The organism is Aliivibrio sp. 1S175 (assembly GCF_001690985.1).
Lineage (GTDB): Bacteria > Pseudomonadota > Gammaproteobacteria > Enterobacterales > Vibrionaceae > Aliivibrio.
Genome location: NZ_MAJS01000013.1, coordinates 81,772 through 103,004, shown reverse-complemented (window position 1 = coordinate 103,004; position 21,233 = coordinate 81,772). Strand labels below are relative to the sequence as shown.

The 21,233-nt window shown below is 38.6% G+C and carries 15 protein-coding genes; 6 read left to right on the top strand and 9 right to left on the bottom strand.

All coding sequences use genetic code 11. The annotated features are described in order from the left end of the window. Nucleotides 1-232 precede the first annotated feature (232 nt). The 5 genes from nfsA to A6E06_RS06850 form a co-directional block, all read right to left on the bottom strand. Nucleotides 233-955: an oxygen-insensitive NADPH nitroreductase gene (gene nfsA / locus A6E06_RS06870; RefSeq protein ID WP_065591904.1), complete on the bottom strand. Its 723-nt coding sequence runs from the start codon at nt 953-955 to the stop codon at nt 233-235. 141 nt (nt 956-1,096) lie between these two features. Then, nucleotides 1,097-2,863, bottom strand: coding sequence for a transporter (locus A6E06_RS06865; RefSeq protein WP_065592042.1), 1,767 nt, complete (start codon nt 2,861-2,863; stop codon nt 1,097-1,099). Nucleotides 2,864-3,242: 379 nt separating this feature from the next. Then, nucleotides 3,243-3,866, bottom strand: coding sequence for a bifunctional 4-hydroxy-2-oxoglutarate aldolase/2-dehydro-3-deoxy-phosphogluconate aldolase (locus tag A6E06_RS06860; protein WP_065591903.1), 624 nt, complete (start codon nt 3,864-3,866; stop codon nt 3,243-3,245). Between the two features lie 76 nt (nt 3,867-3,942). Continuing rightward, a complete protein-coding gene (locus A6E06_RS06855; RefSeq protein WP_065591902.1) occupies nt 3,943-4,881 on the bottom strand; it encodes a sugar kinase in 939 nt (312 codons plus the stop codon). A gap of 34 nt (nt 4,882-4,915) precedes the next feature. Beyond that, the gene (locus A6E06_RS06850; protein ID WP_060993237.1) at nt 4,916-5,251 is read right to left on the bottom strand and encodes a cupin domain-containing protein; all 336 of its coding nucleotides are present in this window, start codon (nt 5,249-5,251) and stop codon (nt 4,916-4,918) included. A 339-nt stretch (nt 5,252-5,590) separates the two neighbouring features. Here A6E06_RS06850 and A6E06_RS06845 point away from each other — a divergent pair, with 339 nt between their 5' ends. The 3 genes from A6E06_RS06845 to A6E06_RS06835 all read left to right on the top strand — a co-directional run bounded on the left by A6E06_RS06845 (nt 5,591) and on the right by A6E06_RS06835 (nt 11,237). After that, entirely contained in the window at nt 5,591-7,759 is a 2,169-nt protein-coding gene (locus A6E06_RS06845; protein WP_065591901.1) for a heparinase II/III family protein, read from the top strand. Between the two features lie 2 nt (nt 7,760-7,761). Continuing rightward, nucleotides 7,762-9,912 (top strand): heparinase II/III family protein, encoded by a 2,151-nt coding sequence (locus A6E06_RS06840; protein ID WP_065591900.1) that lies wholly within the window; start codon nt 7,762-7,764, stop codon nt 9,910-9,912. A gap of 443 nt (nt 9,913-10,355) precedes the next feature. Continuing rightward, on the top strand, nt 10,356-11,237 hold the full coding sequence (locus A6E06_RS06835; protein ID WP_065591899.1) for an NAD(P)-dependent oxidoreductase: 882 nt from the start codon (nt 10,356-10,358) through the stop codon (nt 11,235-11,237). 271 nt (nt 11,238-11,508) lie between these two features. On the opposite strand, the gene A6E06_RS06830 is transcribed toward A6E06_RS06835, so the two are convergent. The 3 genes from A6E06_RS06830 to A6E06_RS06820 all read right to left on the bottom strand — a co-directional run bounded on the left by A6E06_RS06830 (nt 11,509) and on the right by A6E06_RS06820 (nt 16,463). Continuing rightward, on the bottom strand, nt 11,509-14,037 hold the full coding sequence (locus tag A6E06_RS06830; RefSeq protein WP_065591898.1) for a VCBS repeat-containing protein: 2,529 nt from the start codon (nt 14,035-14,037) through the stop codon (nt 11,509-11,511). Between the two features lie 296 nt (nt 14,038-14,333). Next, on the bottom strand, nt 14,334-15,674 hold the full coding sequence (locus tag A6E06_RS06825; protein WP_255312066.1) for an MATE family efflux transporter: 1,341 nt from the start codon (nt 15,672-15,674) through the stop codon (nt 14,334-14,336). Between the two features lie 69 nt (nt 15,675-15,743). Then, complete coding sequence (locus tag A6E06_RS06820) at nt 15,744-16,463, bottom strand: FadR/GntR family transcriptional regulator (RefSeq protein WP_065591896.1); 720 nt, start codon at nt 16,461-16,463, stop codon at nt 15,744-15,746. 390 nt (nt 16,464-16,853) lie between these two features. Between A6E06_RS06820 and A6E06_RS06815 the strand changes: the two genes are divergently transcribed. The 3 genes from A6E06_RS06815 to A6E06_RS06805 all read left to right on the top strand — a co-directional run bounded on the left by A6E06_RS06815 (nt 16,854) and on the right by A6E06_RS06805 (nt 20,263). Further along, entirely contained in the window at nt 16,854-17,564 is a 711-nt protein-coding gene (locus tag A6E06_RS06815) for a FadR/GntR family transcriptional regulator (protein WP_065591895.1), read from the top strand. A 117-nt stretch (nt 17,565-17,681) separates the two neighbouring features. Further along, nucleotides 17,682-19,547 carry a DUF294 nucleotidyltransferase-like domain-containing protein gene (locus A6E06_RS06810; RefSeq protein WP_065591894.1) on the top strand — a complete coding sequence of 622 codons (1,866 nt, stop codon included), beginning with the start codon at nt 17,682-17,684 and terminating at the stop codon, nt 19,545-19,547. Beyond that, nucleotides 19,547-20,263, top strand: coding sequence for a 3'-5' exonuclease (locus tag A6E06_RS06805; RefSeq protein ID WP_065591893.1), 717 nt, complete (start codon nt 19,547-19,549; stop codon nt 20,261-20,263). Before A6E06_RS06810 ends, A6E06_RS06805 begins: the two co-directional genes overlap by 1 nt. 68 nt (nt 20,264-20,331) lie before the next feature. Here A6E06_RS06805 and A6E06_RS06800 read toward each other — a convergent pair whose 3' ends face one another. Next, nucleotides 20,332-21,081: an oligogalacturonate-specific porin KdgM family protein gene (locus tag A6E06_RS06800; RefSeq protein ID WP_065591892.1), complete on the bottom strand. Its 750-nt coding sequence runs from the start codon at nt 21,079-21,081 to the stop codon at nt 20,332-20,334. Nucleotides 21,082-21,233 lie beyond the last annotated feature (152 nt).

Here is a 21,233-nt window from a genome sequence, read left to right as displayed (position 1 = left end):
TTGCAAAACCAGGAATATAAATGTGTGAGCGGCATTTACAGGCATTGCTATTATAATTATTAAGTTTAGTTGTTTTGTAGATTTGTGCTGATACCAATTGAATTTCGTTAGTTGGTATCAAAATTAAAAATCCCAAGTACACATAATGATAACTCGGGATTAATGAGGCGGAAAGTAACACGAATATGGAAGGACAAATACCCCAAAAAAGAAGGGGTAAAGGGTTTATTGATTACTTAATCGCTAGGCCTTTGTTATTCAAGTACCCCTTGATATGAGGGCGTGACTCTTGTGACAACTTGCCTGTGATTTGTTCTGACCATGAACTTTGTTTTTGATTACTGCTACGTGTTGCATAGTATGTCGACATGATGTCGTCGTATTCATGGATTTTTCTTTTATCTAATGGCTGATATGTATTTTCATGAACAATGACATCAGGACTTAGACGTGGTTTCTTTTGTGGTGTTTGAGCGGGATGGCCTAAACACATACCAAAGAGAACTGCCGTGTAATTTGGCAACTCAAGTAAATTATCGACTTCTTGCGCATGAGTACGTAAACCCCCAATATACACGCCACCGAGGTTCATTGATTCTGCCGCTAATAAGCAATTTTGAGCCATGATCCCTGCATCAACAGCTCCAATCAGGGTTAGTTCTGTATATTCCGCTTTTACTTCTGAGTTCATTTCATGGTGACGTTGAAAATCAATACAAAAGACCAAAAACTCCGCAGCGCCTTCCACATAAGGTTGCCCACCAGAGAGTTCAACCAGTGCTTTACGTTTCGCTATATCAGTAACACGAATAATCGAATTTACTTGAAGTAAGCTAGAAGAAGAGGCTGCAATACCGGCACTGATGATGGTATCTAATTGTTCTTTAGAGATAGGTTCGTTAGTGAAAGAACGAATAGATCGGTGGTTTAAAATCGTATCGATAACTGGGTTCATAAATAGTCCATCATTAAACAAAGAGTATAGAAAGCTAATTATAGCGTGATTAGTTACCTCTATTATTAACACAATGTTATATCAAAAAAAAAGCCTTGCTAGGAGCTGCAAGGCTTTTGATTATAGGGATTTTGATATTAATCAGTCATTAGTAGCAACTGTTTTTGGGTTAGCCCCATTTTTTGACGCATTTACAAGTAGAATACCAACACTTAATACGATTGAACCACATAGAAGGAAGAGTAGTCGACCTGTTGGTTCGTTTGGAATTAATGCCATCGCTAAGATACCAAAACCTGCTGTGCTGATAAGCTTACCAAGCATAGAGCGTTGTTTTGTATCTAAGTTTTGTTGTTCTTCACCTTCAGCAACAAGTGGTGTGTTCCAGTTAGTAAACAATGTATCAACTTCTTTCTCACGTTCAGCTGATAAAGGTTTATAGAAGAATTGAGTTGCTAAGAAGAAGCCACCAGTGAAGATTACGTGTGCTGCTAAGCTTAAGCCAACTTTAAGATCTGCCCACTCACGCCCTGTTAGATTTTGTTCTAGACCAAATAGGTGTTCAATATCTTCTGCTTGTAGAGAAATACCAAAGATGTAAGAAACGAAACCACCGACAATCAATGTAGTCCAAGCTGACCAATCTGGTGTTTTACGAACAATCATACCTAGGAAGATTGGAATAAGCATAGGGAAACCAATTAACGCACCCACGTTCATTACAATATCAAATAGGCTCAAGTGACGTAACGAGTTAATGTATAGGCCAATCGCAATAATGATTATACCCATTAGAATCGTCGTTAGCTTACTTACAATAACGAGCTCTTTTTGCTCTGCATTCTTACGAAGAACAGGGCTGTAGAAGTTCATTACGAAAATACCAGCGTTACGATTTAAACCTGAATCCATAGAAGACATCGTTGCTGCAAACATCGCTGACATTAATAGACCAACCATCCCTGCTGGCATCACGTTTTGTACGAATGCTAAATAAGCTGCATCACCGGCTTTATCGCCCATTGACGCGTACTCTAATGCAAAATCAGGCATAAATGCACTTACATACCAAGGTGGAAGGAACCAAATAAGAGGACCAACAACCATTAGGATGCAAGCAAGACCAGCGGCTTTACGAGCATTTTCACTGTCTTTAGCACATAAGTAACGGTAAGCATTGATACTGTTATTCATTACACCGAATTGTTTTACAAAGATGAAGACAACCCATAGTACGAATACACTTACGTAGTTGAGGTTATTCCCCAACATGAAGTCACCTTGGAAGTTATCGACAATATTTGTGATACCACCACCGTGAAAGTAAGCGGCAACAGCACAGGTAATCGTCACTGCCATGATAACTAACATTTGCATGAAGTCAGAAGCAACAACGGCCCAAGAACCCCCCGTTACCGACATGATTACTAATACAACACCGGTAAAGATGATGGTTGTTTCCATTGGGATGTTAAATACAGCAGCAACAAAGATGGCTAAACCATTTAGCCAAATCCCCGCAGATATTAAGCTGTCTGGCATACCGAACCATGTAAAGAATTGCTCTGAAGTTTTACCAAAACGCTGTCTGATTGCTTCAATTGCAGTCACAACACGTAGTTGACGGAACTTTGGAGCGAAGTACATGTAGTTCATGAAATAACCAAATGCATTGGCTAAGAACAGAATTACAATAACAAAACCATCGGAGAAAGCGCGTCCTGCGGCTCCAGTAAACGTCCATGCTGAGAATTGTGTCATGAAAGCGGTTGCACCAACCATCCACCATAACATTTTGCCGCCCCCTCTAAAGTAATCACTAGTAGAGGTTGTAAACTTTCTAAACATCCAACCAATTGCGATTAAGAAGAAGAAGTAGGCGAGAACAACAAGAGTATCGATAGTCATTTTTTTCAGCCCTTTAAGTATCATAATTAACTGATATCTAGATTACCTTGTTTAAATTTTATTTGTACTACAATATGTCTTTATCGTGATCTGAAACGTATGTTTTTTAATGTTAATAAATGAATAATCTTATGATTTAATATTACCCTAATAATTTCAATTGCTTAGAGTCTATTTTTATTTTGGATAAATACTTGCTTTTAATTTATATAGTAATACAAATGGGTGGTGTCCTATTTTTATAAATTAAAGAGTTTGATGTAAGTATGAAGAGTAGAAAATGGGTAAGATAAAATAAGCAGAATAGTTTACGGAGGTAATATAACAAAAGCGAGCCATTGGCTCGCCTGATAAATAGTAAGAATTTGTTAATTTTTTATTAGTTTACACGAGCAACAGCATCACGCACTAATTCACCTAATTCTTCCCATTTTCCTTCGTCAATTAGGTTTGTTGGGACCATCCAAGTGCCACCACAAGCTAAAACAGCAGGAATAGAAAGGTAGTCATCAATATTTTTTAAACTTACGCCACCAGTAGGCATAAATTGCACAGGATAAACCGCGGTTAATGCTTTAAGCATAGCGACACCACCTGATGCTTCGGCAGGGAAGAATTTCAGTGTACGCAAGCCCATGTCCATTGCTTGCTCAACCAAGCTTGGGTTATTTACACCAGGTACGATAGGCATCTTTTTATCTAAACAATACTGGACTGTACGTGGGTTGAAACCAGGACTAACAATAAAGTCCACACCCGCTTCAATTGCTTGGTCAACTTGTTCATTGGTTAAGATCGTACCAGCCCCAATCAGCATTTCAGGGAACTCATCACGCATAGCACGGATGGCTTCTGCTGCACAGGGTGTTCTAAACGTGATTTCTGCGCATGGCATGCCATTTTCAACTAATGCACGGCCAAGAGGGATGGCATCTTCCGCTTTATTGATTGCAATTACAGGGATAACTTTAAGACTTGCTAGTTGTTCATTTAAGGTTGTCATGATTACACTCTCATGTTGAATTTGATTAACGACACGCACCTAAATCTGAATACTTATTTAGGTAACGCATTAAAAATTATAAAGATAAATCAGGCATGGCATCACTTGGAATGATGGCGCCTTTATATTGGATCACAGTGCCAGCCACAACGTGTCCTGCATACGCCGCTTCAAGCGCGTTGCCGCCACAAAAACGTTTTGCTAAAAAGCCTGCACTGAATGAATCACCAGCGGCTGTTGTATCAATGATTGTTTCTTTCTCTACAGGGTAAGGGGCTACATAATTTGCTTTATCGTTTTGTACGACTAAACAATCCTTACTTCCTCGTTTAATAATGAGTTCATTAACACCCGATTTTGACGTTCTTTCAATGCACTGCTCAAGATGTTCATCACCGTAAAGGGCTTGTTCATCTTCAAAAGTAAGTAATGCAGTGTCTGTAAGCGCTAATATTTTTAAATACCATGACACGGCTTCAGATTGGTCGCTCCAAAGTTTAGGTCGGTAATTATTATCAAACAGAATTTTTCCGCCTTGAGCTTTATATTGCTCTAAAAATGCCAACAGTACGTGACGTCCGTTATCAGTGAGGATAGCGATAGAGATCCCACTGAGATAAATAGCCTCAAAAGAAAAAAGGCGATCTAAAAGCTGTGCAGTATTTTCTTGGTCGAACAGATATTTAGCTGCGGCATCGTTACGCCAATAATGGAAAGTGCGCTCACCCGTATCATCGGTTTCGATGTAATACAGACCAGGCTGTTTGCTATTTAACTGAGTAACAAGATCCGTATTGATCCCTTCGGCGTTCCACTTTTCTAGCATATCAAGACTAAAAGGATCATTGCCTAATGCCGTTACATAACTGACATTAACGCCTTTGCTTTTGGTTAAGCGCGATAAATAAAGCGCCGTATTTAATGTATCACCACCGAATGTTTGTTTAAGCCCATTTTCGTTTTTCTGTAGCTCAACCATGCACTCGCCAATGATCGCTATGTTTAATGATGTCATATGCTTACCTTAGCAACTGAGGTTGCGCTAGTGGTTATTTTAAGAAATCTTCGCGTGCTGGTGAAAACATATCAAGTAAAATACTGTCTTGTTCAAGGGCGACGGCACCATGAATAAAATGTTTAGGAGCAATATAAGCATCACCCGCAGTAAGTACATGCTTCACGCCATCAACTTCAGCTTCAAAACTACCACTAACGACATAACCAATTTGGTCATGGATTTCATGAGAGTGAGGAGCACCGATAGCACCTTTATCAAAGCATAAATGAACAGCCATTAGTTCATCTGTATAGCCGACAATTTTGCGTTTGATGCCGCCACCTAGTTCTTCCCACGGGTTTTCTTGTAATTTAAAAAAATTATTCATAACGCTTCTCCTAATGAAGGTATCAACTAAATTTATTGTTTCGATGGGAAGAACTATAAGCTAATAATTTAATTTGTAATACAATATAGTTTATTTTGTGTGATGTGAATCAAATAAGAATTTACTTACTCTCGATGTTTACGATTATTTAATGACCTGTTACAAAATTCATATCATTTAAAATCAGTTGTTTATATTGTTTTGTGTGATTGTCATCATTGTTTGATAACGCTAAGGTGTTACTAAAGCTAATATTGTATTACTTTATATGAAGTTTGATAATTTAGTTAACGTATAGAAATTAGATACTCTTTATTGAGATTGAGGGTGAAAAAGAATATGACTACACAACCAATTTTACTTACGGATGCCGAAATAGAGCAACTTCATCTAGAAGTTGGGCGTTCTACTTTAATGGGTAACACCATTGAAGCGCATAAAAAAGATGTTGATGCATTTATGCAGCTTCCGTTAGATGTTCCTGGTCACGGAGAGGCGGGTGGTTACGAACATAATCGCCACAAACAAAACTACACTTATATGAACCTTGCTGGCCGTTTGTTTCTTGTCACTAAAGATGAGAAATACGCCAATTTCGTGAAAGCGTTATTAGCAATTTATGCAGATAAATACCTAACATTTGACTTCCATGTACAAAAAAACACAAATCCAACGGGTCGTTTGTTTCACCAAATCTTAAATGAACATTGTTGGTTACTATTTACTAGCCTTGCTTATTCTTGTGTTGCATCAACCATGACAGAAGAAGAGCGAAATACGGTTGTAGAGCGTATCTTTGAGCCAATGCTTGATATGTTTACCGTTAAATACGCACACGACTTTGACCGTATTCATAACCACGGTATTTGGGCGGTAGCTGCTGTCGGTATCTGTGGTTTAGCAATTGGTAAGCGTGAATATTTAGATATGTCAGTTTATGGCATTGAACGTAACGAAACTGGCGGTTTCTTAGCGCAAATATCTGAATTGTTTGCTCCTTCTGGTTATTACATGGAAGGGCCTTATTACCATCGTTACGCGATTCGTCCAACGTGTGTATTTGCTGAGGTTATCCACCGTCATATGCCTGAAGTTGATATTTATAACTTCAAAGGGCAAGTGATTGGCAATACAGTACAAGCAATGCTTTCAACCGCATACCCAAATGGTGAGTTCCCTGCATTAAATGACTCATCTCGTACTATGGGTATCACGGACATGGGCGTTCAGGTGGCAGTGAGTGTTTACAGCAAGCACTATGAACTTGATGAAAATATCTTAGGCATGGCAAAAATACAAGACCGTGTTTGGATGCACGCTTGTGGTTTAGAATTATCAAAAGCGTATGAAAAAGCGTCAGAAAATCATGAAATTAATATGCCTTTCTGGCCGAGTGTTGAGCTAAATGAAGGCCCTGATGGTCACTTTGGCGCACAAGGCTTTATCCGTATGCAGGATAAAAAAGGCGATGTATCTCAACTTGTTATGAATTACGGTCAACATGGTATGGGTCATGGTAATTTTGACACGTTGGGTATTACCTTCTTTAATCGCGGCCAAGAAGTGTTGCGTGAATATGGTTTTTGTCGTTGGGTAAACGTAGAGCCTAAATTTGGCGGTCGTTACCTTGATGAAAACAAATCGTACGCTCGTCAAACCATTGCTCATAATGCAGTTACCGTTGATGAGCAATGCCAAAACCACTTTGATGTTGAACGTGCAGATAAAGTACATGGCTTACCTCACTTTTTTAAAGTAGAAGATCCAAGTATTAATGGTATGAGCGCATTTGCTAATGATCATTATGATGGTCTTGATATGCAACGCAGCGTCTTTATGTTGAAGCTTGATGAACTTGAATCGCCACTGTTGCTTGATCTTTATCGCGTTGTTGGTGAAGGAGAGCATCAATACGATTACTCTCACCAGTATGAAGGTCAGATAGTACGTACTAACTTTGAGTATCAAGCAAACAAAGAGCTGAATACGTTAGGCAGTGATTTTGGTTACCAACACTTGTGGAATGTGGCAAGCGGTGCAGTAAGCGATACTGCTCTGGTTAGTTGGCTACAAAACAATACTTACTACACATGGTTAGGCACAAGCTCGAATGCTAACAATGAAGTGATTTTTACTCGTACCGGTGCGAATGATCCAAGCTTTAACTTGCGCAGTGAACCCGCGTTTATTCTTCGTAGTAAAGGTCCATCAACGTTATTTGCATCAGTGCTAGAAACACACGGCTATTTCAACGAAGAATTTGAGCAATCTGTTAATGCTCGCGGCGTGGTAAAAAATATTCAGGTTATTGGTCACACAGTAGTAGGGTCGGTTGTTGAAATTCAGACAGAACACTCTAATGTAACGGTGATGATAAGTAATCAGTTTGGTGCAACAGAGAATACCGCGCACACCGTAGAATTAAATGGAAAATCATACAGTTGGACAGGCTTCTATTCGCTAGAAACGTCTTCATTAGAAAAAAATACGATTAAGCAGGAGAAATAATAATGAGCTATCAACCACTTTTACTGAATTTTGATGAAGCCGCTGAGCTTCGTAAAGAACTTGGCAAGGATAGCCTGTTAGGAAAAGCCCTTACTCGTGATATGAAACAAACAGATGCTTACATGGCAGAAGTAGGTATTGAAGTTCCGGGGCACGGCGAAGGTGGTGGTTACGAACATAACCGTCATAAGCAAAACTACATCCATATGGATCTTGCTGGTCGTTTGTTTTTGATTACAGAAGAAAGTAAATATCGTGATTACATTGTTGATATGCTAACGGCGTATGCAACGGTGTACCCAACGCTTGAAAGCAATGTTAGCCTTGATTCTAATCCTCCAGGTAAACTGTTCCACCAGACATTGAATGAAAATATGTGGATGCTTTATGCCTCTTGTGCGTACAGCTGTATTTACCACACGATTTCAGAAGAACAAAAGCGCTTAATCGAAGATGATCTTCTAAAGCAAATGATTGAAATGTTCGTCGTAACTTACGCGCACGATTTCGATATCGTACACAACCATGGTCTATGGGCGGTTGCAGCGGTTGGTATTTGTGGTTACGCAATCAATGACCAAGAATCAGTAGATAAAGCGTTATATGGTTTGAAAATGGACAAAGTGAGTGGTGGCTTCTTAGCACAACTTGACCAACTGTTTTCGCCTGATGGTTACTACATGGAAGGTCCTTATTACCACCGTTTCTCACTGCGTCCAATTTACTTGTTTGCTGAAGCGATTGAACGTCGTCAGCCTGAAATTGGTATTTATGAATTTAATGATTCAGTGATTAAAACGACATCTTACTCTGTCTTTAAAACGGCATTCCCTGACGGAACATTACCAGCACTGAACGATTCATCGAAAACGATTTCTATCAACGATGAAGGCGTTATCATGGCAACATCGGTGTGTTATCACCGTTATGAGCAAACAGAAACGTTACTTGGAATGGCTGATCACCAACAAGATGTTTGGGTTCATAGTTCAGGTCAAACATTATCAAATGCGGTTGAACAGGCTGATGAAATCAAACCATTTAACTGGGGTAGCTTATTTGTTACTGATGGCCCAGAAGGTGAAAAAGGCGGCGTAAGCATTCTTCGTCACCGTGATGAAAAAGACGACGATACCATGGCGTTAATTTGGTTTGGTCAGCACGGTTCTGATCACCAATACCATTCAGCGTTAGATCACGGTCACTACGATGGTTTACACCTAAGTGTGTTTAACCGTGGTCATGAAGTCTTGCACGATTACGGCTTTGGTCGTTGGGTAAACGTAGAGCCTAAATTTGGTGGTCGTTATATCCCTGAAAATAAAACCTATTGTAAGCAGACAGTTGCTCACAACACTGTAACGGTTGATCAGAAAACACAGAACAATTTTGATACCGCGCTGGCAGAATCAAAGTTTGGTCAGAAGCATTTCTTTATTGCTGATGATCAATCGCTGCAAGGCATGAGCGGCACGATTTCTGATTACTATACTGGCGTAGATATGCAACGCAGTATCATCCTTGCGGATCTCCCTGAGTTTGAAAAGCCATTGGTGATTGATGTGTACCGCATTGAAGCAGATGCAGAGCATGACTATGATTTACCTGTTCACCATTCAGGCCAAATCATCCGTACCGATTTCGATTATCAAGTTGAAAGTACATTGAGACCTTTGGGCGAAGATAATGGGTATCAGCACCTATGGAACGTAGGCTCAGGTAAAGTAGAAGGCAGTTCTTTAGTCAGCTGGTTACATGACAGCAGCTACTACAGCTTAGTAACAAGTGCAGTAGAGGGTAGTGAGGTAATTTTTGCTCGTACTGGCGCAAATGATCCTGACTTTAACTTAAAGAGTGAGCCTGCATTGATTTTACGCCAATCAGGCCAAAATCACGTATTTGCATCCGTATTAGAAACACATGGTTACTTTAACGAATCTATTGAAGCGTCTGTTGGTGCTCGTGGGTTAGTAAAAGCAGTTTCAGTGGTGGGTCACAACCCTATTGGTACCGTTATTCGCATTGAAACGACTTCTGGCAATACTTACCATTACGGTATTTCAAACCAAGCTGAAGACGCACAGCAAGCGCTGCATTCGGTTGAATTTGGTGGCAATACATACACATGGAATGGATCGTTCGCTCAGCTTTAATATAAACGAATGATTTAATTTGTAGATTGGGAAATAAGACCAAACCGGATACTTTCGCATAGAGTATTCGGTTTTTTTATGGATGACACAATTTTCATATTCCTATGTTAATAAGTAATACAATTGTGTGTATTTTTTTGCTGTTATGGTCACTAATAAGTTTATGAACCCTTCGTGATTGGCTTGGTTTTCTGAAAAAACAAACGACAAAGAGTAAATTTAGATACGTGCATTGAAACTATTTAGTAGTTTTAACACCTTATAATTAGGTGCTTTTTGAGTATAAATGTCTCTATTTTATTGGCGTGAGTGATAAATTATAGGCGCGTCATCACACTTCATAACTAACAATGCAATGATCAATTAAAAACGGTTGATTAAATATAAATGGGTGGATATTATAATAGGTATATAATCATACAATAACATATTTGGAGTTACACATGACTAAACCAGTAATTGGTTTCATTGGCCTAGGTCTTATGGGCGGCAACATGGTAGAAAATCTACAAACTCGCGGCTACCACGTAAACGTAATGGATCTTAGCGAAGAAGCGATGGCTCGCGTTACAGCTCGCGGTAATGCAACAGCGTTTACTTCTGCAAAAGAATTAGCAGCAGCAAGTGATATCGTTGAGTTTTGTCTTACTACTTCTGCCGTTGTTGAAAAAATTGTTTACGGTGAAGAGGGTGTTCTTGCTGGTATCAAAGAAGGGTCAGTATTAATTGACTTCGGTACTTCTATTCCAGCTTCTACTAAGAAAATTGGTGCAGCACTTGCTGAGAAAGGCGCAGGCATGATCGATGCTCCTTTAGGTCGTACACCTGCACACGCTAAAGATGGTCTTTTAAACATCATGGCAGCTGGCGATATGGATACGTTCAATAAAGTTAAACCACTCCTTGAAGAGCAAGGCGAAAACGTATTCCACCTAGGTACTCTGGGTTCAGGTCACGTGACTAAGCTTGTAAACAACTTTATGGGCATGACAACCGTTGCAACGATGTCTCAAGCATTTGCTGTTGCTAAGCTTGCTGGTGTTGATGGTCAACAACTGTTTGACATTATGTCGGCAGGCCCATCTAATTCACCATTCATGCAGTTCTGTAAGTTCTACGCAGTAGATGGCGAAGAGAAATTAGGTTTCTCTGTTGCAAACGCAAATAAAGATCTTGGTTATTTCCTTGCGCTTTGTGAAGAGTTAGGTACTGAGTCTCTAATCGCTCAAGGTACAGCTGCAAACCTACAAGCCGCTGTTGATGCTGGCCTTGGTCAAAACGACGTACCAGTTATCTTTGACTACTTTACTAAATTAGAGAAGTAATCTAGATAAATATATTAAAGATGATATCTCGCTGATGGTTATCTTGAAAAGTCGTGATTGAAAGTAAGCGGAAAGATAAAATAAGAAGCTGGTTTATAATCAGAAGGACATGCTCTTAAGTCCAGAAAACGGCCTATTAAATTTTAGAACACTCGATGGAAACGTCGAGTGTTTTTTATGCCTGTAGAAAAAGGGGAGTGAGTAATAATTACTTATAGGGCACTCCTATTTCAAGATATGCCCCAAACGAAAATGATAAGTTAAATAATTATTATGGCTGTGGTTGGTTCAAGTAAATACTCATTTGTCCACCCCATGTACTAATTACATCGACATCTCCATCGTTGTCAATGTCACCCGTTAAAAGTTGTTCAGACGATTTTTTTTCATCTATTAACGTAGGAGTTCCGAAATCAGCTAGACCATCATTAACATATAAATGTATCTGATTTACAGAAGAAGAGTTTACCTTCAAGTTTGCTGCCATGATGATATCTGTACTGCCATCACCGTTTACATCTGCTAATGCTAATGTTTCGTTATTATCAGGTTTATTAAAACTGTGGGTCGCGTCTGTAAAGTTGCCAGCACCATTGTTTAGTAAAAGTCTATGTCGCTCATGATCATATGATGTTTCGGAATAGAAAAACAAATCCTGACTGCCATCGTTATTAAAGTCGTCACTGAGCAAAGTGCCTCTATTTGCTCCTAGTGATACACTTCCATCCTTAGTAAATTCTCCCTTTCCGTTATTTATCCAATTGTCCTTGGCTACAATATCAGGGTATTTATCTCCGTTAATATCAGAAATAACAAATGGCTTATCGGTTGATGTATCAATCACATATTGGAGTACTGAAAACAGCCCTTTAGAATCATTTTTAAATACTTTGGCACTACTTCGATCAATCTTAACAACAAGGTCTAAATCACCGTCACCATCAAAATCAGAGAATTGAGCTAACTTTTTAGAGGCAGAACCATCGTCTTTACCTAAGATAATTTCTTGTCCTGCTGTAAATTTCCCTTTGCCATCGTTATAAAAAAACTGATGTGCATTTCCTGCGGTATATTTTCCTAAAGTAATGAGGTCATTGTCCCCATCACCGTCGATATCAGCAGCAATTACAGCTTCAGATATATGATTAAGTGCAATGGCAGTATCCATGACGGTGAAATTACCTTTGCCGTCATTTAATGCCAATATCATCTCTTTTCTGTTGCGTTGAGGAGCTACATAGTCAAGATCGCCATCGCCATCTAGATCTGTTAATACGCCTAATTCACTCCAGCCATGGGTGATAGTAATCTCTGGTTGAGCAACAAAATGTCCTTTACCGATATTTGGTGATTCTTTTAAATAGAGTACTTTGTTGACTACATCCAATGGGTTCATGTCAATTTTGTCAGATGCTGACAATGGAGAACTTTCCGCTTTTATGTCATGTAGGCCAGGAGTTAAGTTAACTTTAATTGAGCCTGTATTATATGTATCGCCAGTTAAACCAATGAGTTTGTCATTTACATAGACTTTTATACCGAGCGCTGGCTGTAGATCTTCATCTAAGACATTCAGCATCAAAGTGCCTAATATACGGCCAGTAATAATACTTTCGCGTTTGAGTTCAAGTTTACAACCTAAGGTTTGATTTTGTTCAGTACTAATATCAGTATTACAGCTTGCAAAGGGTGTAGTATTGTACCCTTCAGTTGCATCATTGATATTATGGAACGTAAGATAGGCAGTAACTTGTTTTTGACCTCCGGTTTCAAACAAATCGCTTGCGGTATAAATCCCATTTTCTTCTTGAACGATTAATACTTTTTCTTGCACTGGCACATTATGGCCACCAAGACGAACGATCAATGCTAACTCTTCTGCTGAATTGACTTCATTAATAACTTCGGCGGGAATGGTAAAGGTAAACGTTCCCTGATCTTTTAATGGAGTTAGGTTTATATTTACGTCAGCTTGAAGAGGGATAATGTCCATTTTAGCGTCTTCGCCTTCGACAAAGTTCACCGTATTATCTTCTTCTTCGGTTTTTCCTACCATCATATCACCATCATAAAGATGCATTGATAATTGATATTCACCAGGTTCAACATTCATGATCAATTCAGCAATACCAGTCTCTTTATTGATACTGTAAACAGCCTCGTCGTTACCATTAATAGATAAACCAAATTGTGGAGTATTTAACCCAGCAAGATCTTCTGCAGGCCAAGAAAACTTCAACGTAGATACATATGAAATCTGTTCGAAATCGTTAATGGTATCACCTAAATTAGGCAGTAAGATGAAATCAACTTCAGGGCTTTCACCGTCAATAATATCTACGCCTAAAGCCTTCGCCATATATTGGCTTAGCTTAACGTCTTTTGTTGTTAATAGTAGGATGAAATCATAGCTACCTGGTTTTAATGTTAGAGATCGATGAGAAATAGTTTCCACATTTCCATCGCTATCTATCTTTTGGGTAACAGGCCAATCAAACTTATGCTTTTCTTTCGTTAGAAGATTAGTTACTTCCAGAATTCCATCATAGCTTATTGCTGTATTCAAATTTTGAGACTGGCTTTGAATGTTATTCTGCTCTAATGAGGAATAACTTACGGCAACGTGCTCTGATGATGGCTTCTCTATTGTTTGTTGATAGGTTGCAGCAAATGTACTGTTCACCACCAATGGAGCATCCCCTTTAGATGCACTATCTTCGGTGCTATCTCCGCCGCCACAGCCAATTAGTGATAAACTAAGTAATGCGCCGCCTAGCCATTTCTTTCTAATTTTATACATAAGAACTCTTAACAAATATATATTAATAACAATCGATTGCGATGATATAGCATCGCGTTCGCAATAGGCGGTGAGATTAACACAGCTGTAACCCAAAAGAGGCATTTTATTTTTCTAGTTGTTGAATATAAAGGATAAATCTAGTATCTGTCGTTTTTTGTATATTTAATCATCGGCTGTGATTATATTTGAACTCATGATCTAAAAATGGCCAGTATTGATAATTCTGGCCATGAGTAATAAAGCAAAGGGAGGGGAATTAGAGCAGTGTATAAATAGAACTCAGTTCTACGCTATCAATCGTACATGAGCTTACTGGCTTTTTGTAAATCAAATTCTTTTAATGATTTTCTTGCTAGGTGTCGAAACGGATACGCTTTAACGACTTCTTCAAGAGGCTGTATCGCAAATGCCCAAAATATCGAACCATCAAAACCAAAAATAACCAATGCACAAAGCGGGATAGAGATAATCCATTGCCCTGTGAAATTAATTTTAAACACATCCGTTGTCTTTCCTAACGCCCTTAATACATGACCATGAACGGTGTTGTAACCCCTTGCTATGGGTAAGAAAATATAAAGTGGAGCAATGATGATAAGAGCGTCATAAGTGGACGGATCTAAGTCAGGATAAATATCCGCAATAACAAGGCTAAGCCCTGCGAAGAATAAAGCACAAATAAATGACATACCAACGGCAACATCTATGCTTGTATTTACATTTTTCGTCAGTTCGTCCATTTTTTTAGAACCAATGGCTTGGCTAATTGTAATGGCTGATGAATGTGCCCACGCGGTAATAAATTGCGTACCAGCACGTAACCATGGCATCACTAAAGTAATCGCAACATAAGCATTAATATTAAGTTGAGAATAAAGTAATTGATAAATTGTCGCACCAATTGACAACATAGTTACATTGGCGGCAACAGGGAATATCTCAATAAAATGGTTCCGAATATTGGTAATAAATGCTGTTTTTGTCGTGTTGATTTTTATGGAAACATTAGAGTCATAATATACGCATAAGACTAAGTAAATGAGTCGAATTGTAATAGCAATTAAACTGCCTAACGCAGCCCCTTCAACCCCAATCCCCCCAAATGATGAAACGCCGTGGATCAAAACATAAGATAAAAACGCATTAATAGGCAGTTCAATTAAATAGCCTTTGAAAGGAACATTAGTTCTTCCTAATCCATTAAATAAGGCAATGATCACTTGAGTTAACGCTGTAAAAATCACCAAGTATTTTGAGAAATCAAGATAACTACTGATCTGTAAATGGAGAGATGTATCTTCGGTTAAGGAGTGAAGCAGTGGCTGTTCAAAGAAGGTAAGTAAAATCAAAAATAACAAGGCAACGACAGTGTTTATAGTAAGGCCAGCCCAAAACGCTTTGGATAGTGATGTTTTTACGCCTGATCCTACAGCTCGGCTTAATACCAATTGTGTCCCGTTGGCTAAAGCCATTTGAATACCAAGGATAAATGCGATTATCGTTGTTGCAATACCCATTGCTGCGAGGGGGATTTCACCTAAAGGGGAGACAAGCAAGGTATCGATCATTAGCATTGATTGCATGAGTAATGCGTTAAAAGCTAAAGGCCAAGCGAGCGAAAAATTCTTTTTGATGTAGGATTGGGAAGACAAAATAATACCTTCTGATAATGGTAATCCCCTAACTAATAGGGGAGTTGAGTGTTAGGCAGTTAGTTTTAATTGAGCTAATTTTTGGTTTTCATCATCTAATAAAATGCGGGAACAAGTTCGAGCTTGATTCGCATTTCCTGACATGATTGCATCATAAATAGCTTTATGCTCATCTAAGCAAAAACGGCCGCCTTCTGCTGAGTGGTCGATGAATTGTTTAAAAATGGTAGATAGAATCTTGCCAAATGGGATATAAAATTGATTGCCCGTTGAGAGGAATATAGTCTGATGAAAAAGATGATCGTTAATGGTCCACTCTTCGTAGTCGAAATTATTTGCAGCAAGAGACATCTTTTGAAATAAGACTGACAGCGTTTTTCGCTGTTCCACCGTCGCATTGGTCGCAGCTAAGGCACAGGCTTCGGGTTCAATGGCTTTACGTAGCCCGAGGAACTGAGAAAGGAAAGGTTTAGTGTCTTCTAAGTCTTGAATCCAATCGAGTAGCTGAGGATCCAAGAAATGCCATTGTGAGCGTGGTTGAATACGAGTACCTACTTTAGGTTTTGATTCAATTAAGCCTTTAGCTGACAATAATTTGGTTGATTCTCTAAGTGCGGTTCTACTTACGCCAAAAATCTTACAAAGATCCATTTCGCAAGGTAATTTTTCGTTTTCTTTAATGTCACCAGATAAGATCTTACGAGCGATTTGCCTCGCTACTTGGACATGAATACGGCAGCTTGAATCATCCACCAATGAAAATATTGACATGTACACCACCTGAAATTTAAATATGAAGCATAAGAAAGCCAGCTAAATTGGGCTTTAGGTTTATTTGTACATACGCTTAATTGAACGTTGCACACTTAATAAGTGATTAGTTATTATTGTTATGGTTATTATAATACAATACTACCTTGCATATTCAATGATGTTATAAGAAAAACGGATGGTTGAAGGGAATAAATGACTAAGTTAAGATTTTTTTGTGATATTGCTCATACAAATGAGGAGTGTTTGTATTGATAAATGAATGAATTGAGTTCCTAAGATCTTAGAGTTTAAGGGAGTTCACGTTCTTATTGTACTTATTTGGAGCATTATAAATTCGGTGCTATAGTAAGGTATAAATAATACATATTAATGAATTGAAGTGAAAATATGTCAGATGCTTTTAAAGTAATCTCAGGCTCAAAACGCAGCCTACACGTCCAAGTTGCTCGTGAGATCGCCCGTGGAATTTTATCAGGTAAATTACCACAAGGTTCAATTATTCCTGGCGAAATGGCGTTATGTGAGCAGTTTGGAGTTAGCCGCACGGCATTAAGGGAAGCGGTAAAACTTCTTACATCAAAAGGGTTATTAGAGTCTCGACCAAAAATTGGTACTCGAGTTGTTGATCGTGCTTATTGGAACTTCTTAGATCCACAGTTAATTGAATGGATGGATGGATTAACCGATGTTGATCAATTTTGCTTCCAATTCTTAGGATTGCGTCGTGCTATAGAACCAGAAGCGTGTGCATTGGCTGCAACATTTGCAACGGCAGAGCAACGTATTGAACTTTCTTCAATTTTTCAAAAAATGGTTGAAGTATCTGAAGCGGAAGAGTTTGTTCAAGAAGATTGGACATCTATTGACACGAAGTTTCATAGTTTAATTTTTAATGCAACAGGCAACGATTTCTACCTGCCTTTTGGCAATATCCTTACAACAATGTTTGTAAATTTTATTGTTCATTCTTCGGAAGAAGGAAGTACTTGCATTAATGAACACCGTCAAATCTATGAAGCAATTATGGCAGGCAATAGCGACAAAGCACGTCAAGCTTCAGCAAATCATCTGCAAGAATCAAAACATCGATTGGTATAAAAGATAGAACTATTTATTAAAAAGCATACTTAGGTATGCTTTTTTTATACCTAAATAAATTGTGCTTCTCCTTATAGGTTATATAATAATACTAATTAAATCACAGAGAGTATTATTATGCCTCAATCCCTATTGCCAAATATCATCCAATTTATTGGTCAAATAGATCCTTTTGATAAAATACCAAAAGGAGCGTTACGAGAATTGGCGGCACATATTCAAATCACTTACTTAAGTAAAGGTGAAGTGGTTGATATGTGTGAAATCGGGAAAGAAAAATCGCTTTATATCATTCGAACCGGTTCTATGGAGCAGAGAAAATCGGATGGAGTTTTACGAGCCAGATTAGGGTCGGAAGATTTGTTTGGTTTTACTTTCCTTAATTCTGATATGGATAACGAGCAAGGGTATAAAGCCACTGCAATAGATAATACGCTGTTGTACATTATTCCTCATTCAGCACTGCAAGTATTGTTTAAAACTTACCCTGCTTGTGCCGAGCATTTTGCGTCCCAAGCGCAAGTTCGTCTGAAATCGGCACTTGATGTGGTCTGGTCAAACAAAGAGAAAGGGCTGTTTATTCGCAAGGTGGAAGATATTGCGAGTGGTCGAGTTGCGGTCGTGACGTCAGATCAAAGTATTCAGCAAGTTGCCCATGAAATGCGCATTGTACATCGAACGTCGTGTGCCGTTATTTATGAAGATGACAAGATCATTGGCTTAATTACGGACAGAGACATGACCAAAAGAGTGATCGCTCATGGTGTGTCGTATGATCGTCCAATACGTGATGTGATGACGCATTCGCCATTAACCATTAAGCCTGATGATTTGGTTCTGCATGCGGCATCGGCAATGATGCAATTTAATATACGTAACTTACCCGTAGTAAAAGACAATAAAGTGGTGGGGCTGTTAACCACCTCTCATCTGGTTCAAAATCACCGTGTTCAGGCTATTTTCTTAATCGAAAAAATAAAATACGCAGGCAGCATAAAATCATTGGCGAGTTTTACGCCTGAGCGCCAAGCGATTTTTGAAGCGTTAGTCGAAGGTAAAGTGTCTCCAGAAATCATTGGTAAAGTAATGACGATGATTATGGATGCATATACTCGTCGAATTATTCAAATAGCGATGGATAAATTAGGCCCTCCGCCGTGTGATTTCTCATGGATCGTTGCAGGTTCTCACGCTCGAAATGAAGTGCATATGTTGTCGGATCAAGACAGTGCGATTGTGCTTGCAGATGATGCGACAGAAAATGACCGAATTTACTTTAAGCATTTAGCGATGATTGTGACGAATGGGCTAGACAGTTGTGATTACCCATTGTGTCCAGGAAAATTCATGGCCGCCACACCGAAATGGTGTCAGCCACTGAATGTATGGAAACACTATTATAAAAAATGGGTCGCGAATCCAGAATACGAACGATTGTTGAACATCAGTGTATTTTTAGAGATCCGCACTGTTTATGGCAACAGTGAATTTGAATCGATATTAAGGGATGAGCTGCACCGTAATATCCGTAATAATCGTGAATTTTTGAGTACCTTAGTCAGAGATGCCATTAATACGAATCCGCCATTAGGTATCTTCAATAGTTTGGTATTAGAAAAATCAGGCGAGAACAAGAAAACACTGAACGTAAAAAAATACGCGATTAATTTGGTCATTGATCTTGCTCGAATTTACGGATTAGCGGTGGAGTGTGATCTGTCTGCTACGGATGAACGTTTTGCAGCGGCGAACGAGAAAGGTATGCTGAGTGATGATGCGTTTAAAAATATTTTGGGTGCATACGAATTTATACTGTCATATCGCTTTAGTCACCAATTAGAAGCGCTCAAAAGAGGTGAAGAACCGAACAATAATATTGATCCAAACAGCTTTGGCAGTTTTGAGCGCAAACATTTAAAAGATGCATTTAGAATTATTGCAGATCTTCAAGAGGGCGCAAAAGTACGCTTTGGGAGCCGATAATGAAGGCGTTATTAACGTATTTTCACCCTTTAGAGGGGATAAAGAGAAAGCGAAAAAAATACATAAATACGGTTAATCTACCTAAAATGTTACGTTGCTTGGTTGAAGAGCCTTGTCCTGAAATTCATGATTTAGCTAAAAATAGTAACTACATTGTCCTTGATTTAGAAACAACTGGATTAGACAGTGAAAGCGATTTGATTTTATCTATGGGTTGGGTTGATGTCATAAACAATAAGATTGATTTAGCTTCCGCGCAGCATTTGTATTTGACGAATGATTCTCAGATAAAACCAGAAACGGCAATTATTAATCATATAACACCACAAATGTTAGAGAAAGGTGCTTCAATTCATGATGCTATGGCGACGTTTTTTGAAGCGGCAAAAGGAAAAGTGATCGTTGCTCATGCTTGTGTGATGGAGCGTAACTTTATTAACCATTATCTATTTCAAACTTATGGATTACGAGAATTACCGCTACTTTGGTTAGATACGCTATGTATTGAAAAGAAATTAGCGAATGCGATCAGTAATCATGAAGATATAGATTTAACACTGTCCGTAACTCGGTCTCGATATGGTTTGCCTGAATATAATGCCCATAATGCACTAGCTGATGCCGTTTCTACTGCTGAACTGCTATTGGCTCAACAAAAAAGAGTAACACCAAATTCAAATGTTTCAATTGGGTTGATGTATAAGCTAAGTATGTAGTGTATTGAAATAATATGCTAAATGAATAAAGCCAGCAGTTATGCTGGCTTTATTTTTTAAAAGAGAGATTAGTAACTATAAGTTAACCCAACACGGCTTCTTAGTTCTCTAGTTGCACTGCTTGATGATGTGCTCACATCTCCGAATTCTACGTAAGGTTGCCATTGTCCCATAATGTGACGGATACTGGCATTCAATTCATAATTTGTGTCGTCATTATCATAGATGTTGTAGCCATCTGCTTTGTAGTAGTTGGCTTCTACACCAAAACGCCAATTTTCAGTTTTATAGTTAACATTGGCAGTTAGACGATGGCGGCGTTGATTCTCTAAGTTACGGTATTGAGGGTCTAGGTTACCGTCTGGATCCAGAATCGGAGTACCATCATCATTAATATAATCCGTTGTATGAGTATTTTGTATCATGTCATAACGGTAACGACCACTTAAACTCAACCCATCAACACTGTCTAAATCATAAGTTAAACGGACTTGTGGTTTAAAAGTAACACCAGAAGAACGACCTTCGATAGGCATTCCTGGTTGTAATGTTAGGTTATCACTTAATTTATAGCGGTAACCAAGATCTAACTCCCAACCATTATTCTTCAAATCTTCAAGAAAATCACCGTCTTCACCTTTGAACTTTAGCTCGCCAGAAAAATAAAAATCGCCAATGCTATTCCCCATCTTTACACGAGTTGCATGTTGTTCTGTGTGGCTCTTGTATTCATGTCGAATATCAAGTGAAGCTGCAGAAACAGAGCTTGCTGCAATTATTGATGTAATCGCTAAGGCTACTTTACTGTGTTTTTTCATTATTTCATTCCACAAGTTAAGGATAATTATAAATTTAGATTTTGTTTAATTCGAGTCGCTCAATACTTTGTATCAGTCATACTTCAGAACTGACATAAGAGGAAAGTAACAAGATATAAGGGTCATTATTTATGGTTCCAATCTAACGAGTC

Coding starts and splice junctions, on each gene's coding strand:
- nfsA (WP_065591904.1), bottom strand. CDS start 955: ATGAACCCAGTTATCGATACGATTTTAAACCACCGATCTATTCGTTCT.
- A6E06_RS06865 (WP_065592042.1), bottom strand. CDS start 2,863: ATGACTATCGATACTCTTGTTGTTCTCGCCTACTTCTTCTTCTTAATC.
- A6E06_RS06860 (WP_065591903.1), bottom strand. CDS start 3,866: ATGACAACCTTAAATGAACAACTAGCAAGTCTTAAAGTTATCCCTGTA.
- A6E06_RS06855 (WP_065591902.1), bottom strand. CDS start 4,881: ATGACATCATTAAACATAGCGATCATTGGCGAGTGCATGGTTGAGCTA.
- A6E06_RS06850 (WP_060993237.1), bottom strand. CDS start 5,251: ATGAATAATTTTTTTAAATTACAAGAAAACCCGTGGGAAGAACTAGGT.
- A6E06_RS06845 (WP_065591901.1), top strand. CDS start 5,591: ATGACTACACAACCAATTTTACTTACGGATGCCGAAATAGAGCAACTT.
- A6E06_RS06840 (WP_065591900.1), top strand. CDS start 7,762: ATGAGCTATCAACCACTTTTACTGAATTTTGATGAAGCCGCTGAGCTT.
- A6E06_RS06835 (WP_065591899.1), top strand. CDS start 10,356: ATGACTAAACCAGTAATTGGTTTCATTGGCCTAGGTCTTATGGGCGGC.
- A6E06_RS06830 (WP_065591898.1), bottom strand. CDS start 14,037: ATGTATAAAATTAGAAAGAAATGGCTAGGCGGCGCATTACTTAGTTTA.
- A6E06_RS06820 (WP_065591896.1), bottom strand. CDS start 16,463: ATGTCAATATTTTCATTGGTGGATGATTCAAGCTGCCGTATTCATGTC.
- A6E06_RS06815 (WP_065591895.1), top strand. CDS start 16,854: ATGTCAGATGCTTTTAAAGTAATCTCAGGCTCAAAACGCAGCCTACAC.
- A6E06_RS06810 (WP_065591894.1), top strand. CDS start 17,682: ATGCCTCAATCCCTATTGCCAAATATCATCCAATTTATTGGTCAAATA.
- A6E06_RS06805 (WP_065591893.1), top strand. CDS start 19,547: ATGAAGGCGTTATTAACGTATTTTCACCCTTTAGAGGGGATAAAGAGA.
- A6E06_RS06800 (WP_065591892.1), bottom strand. CDS start 21,081: ATGAAAAAACACAGTAAAGTAGCCTTAGCGATTACATCAATAATTGCA.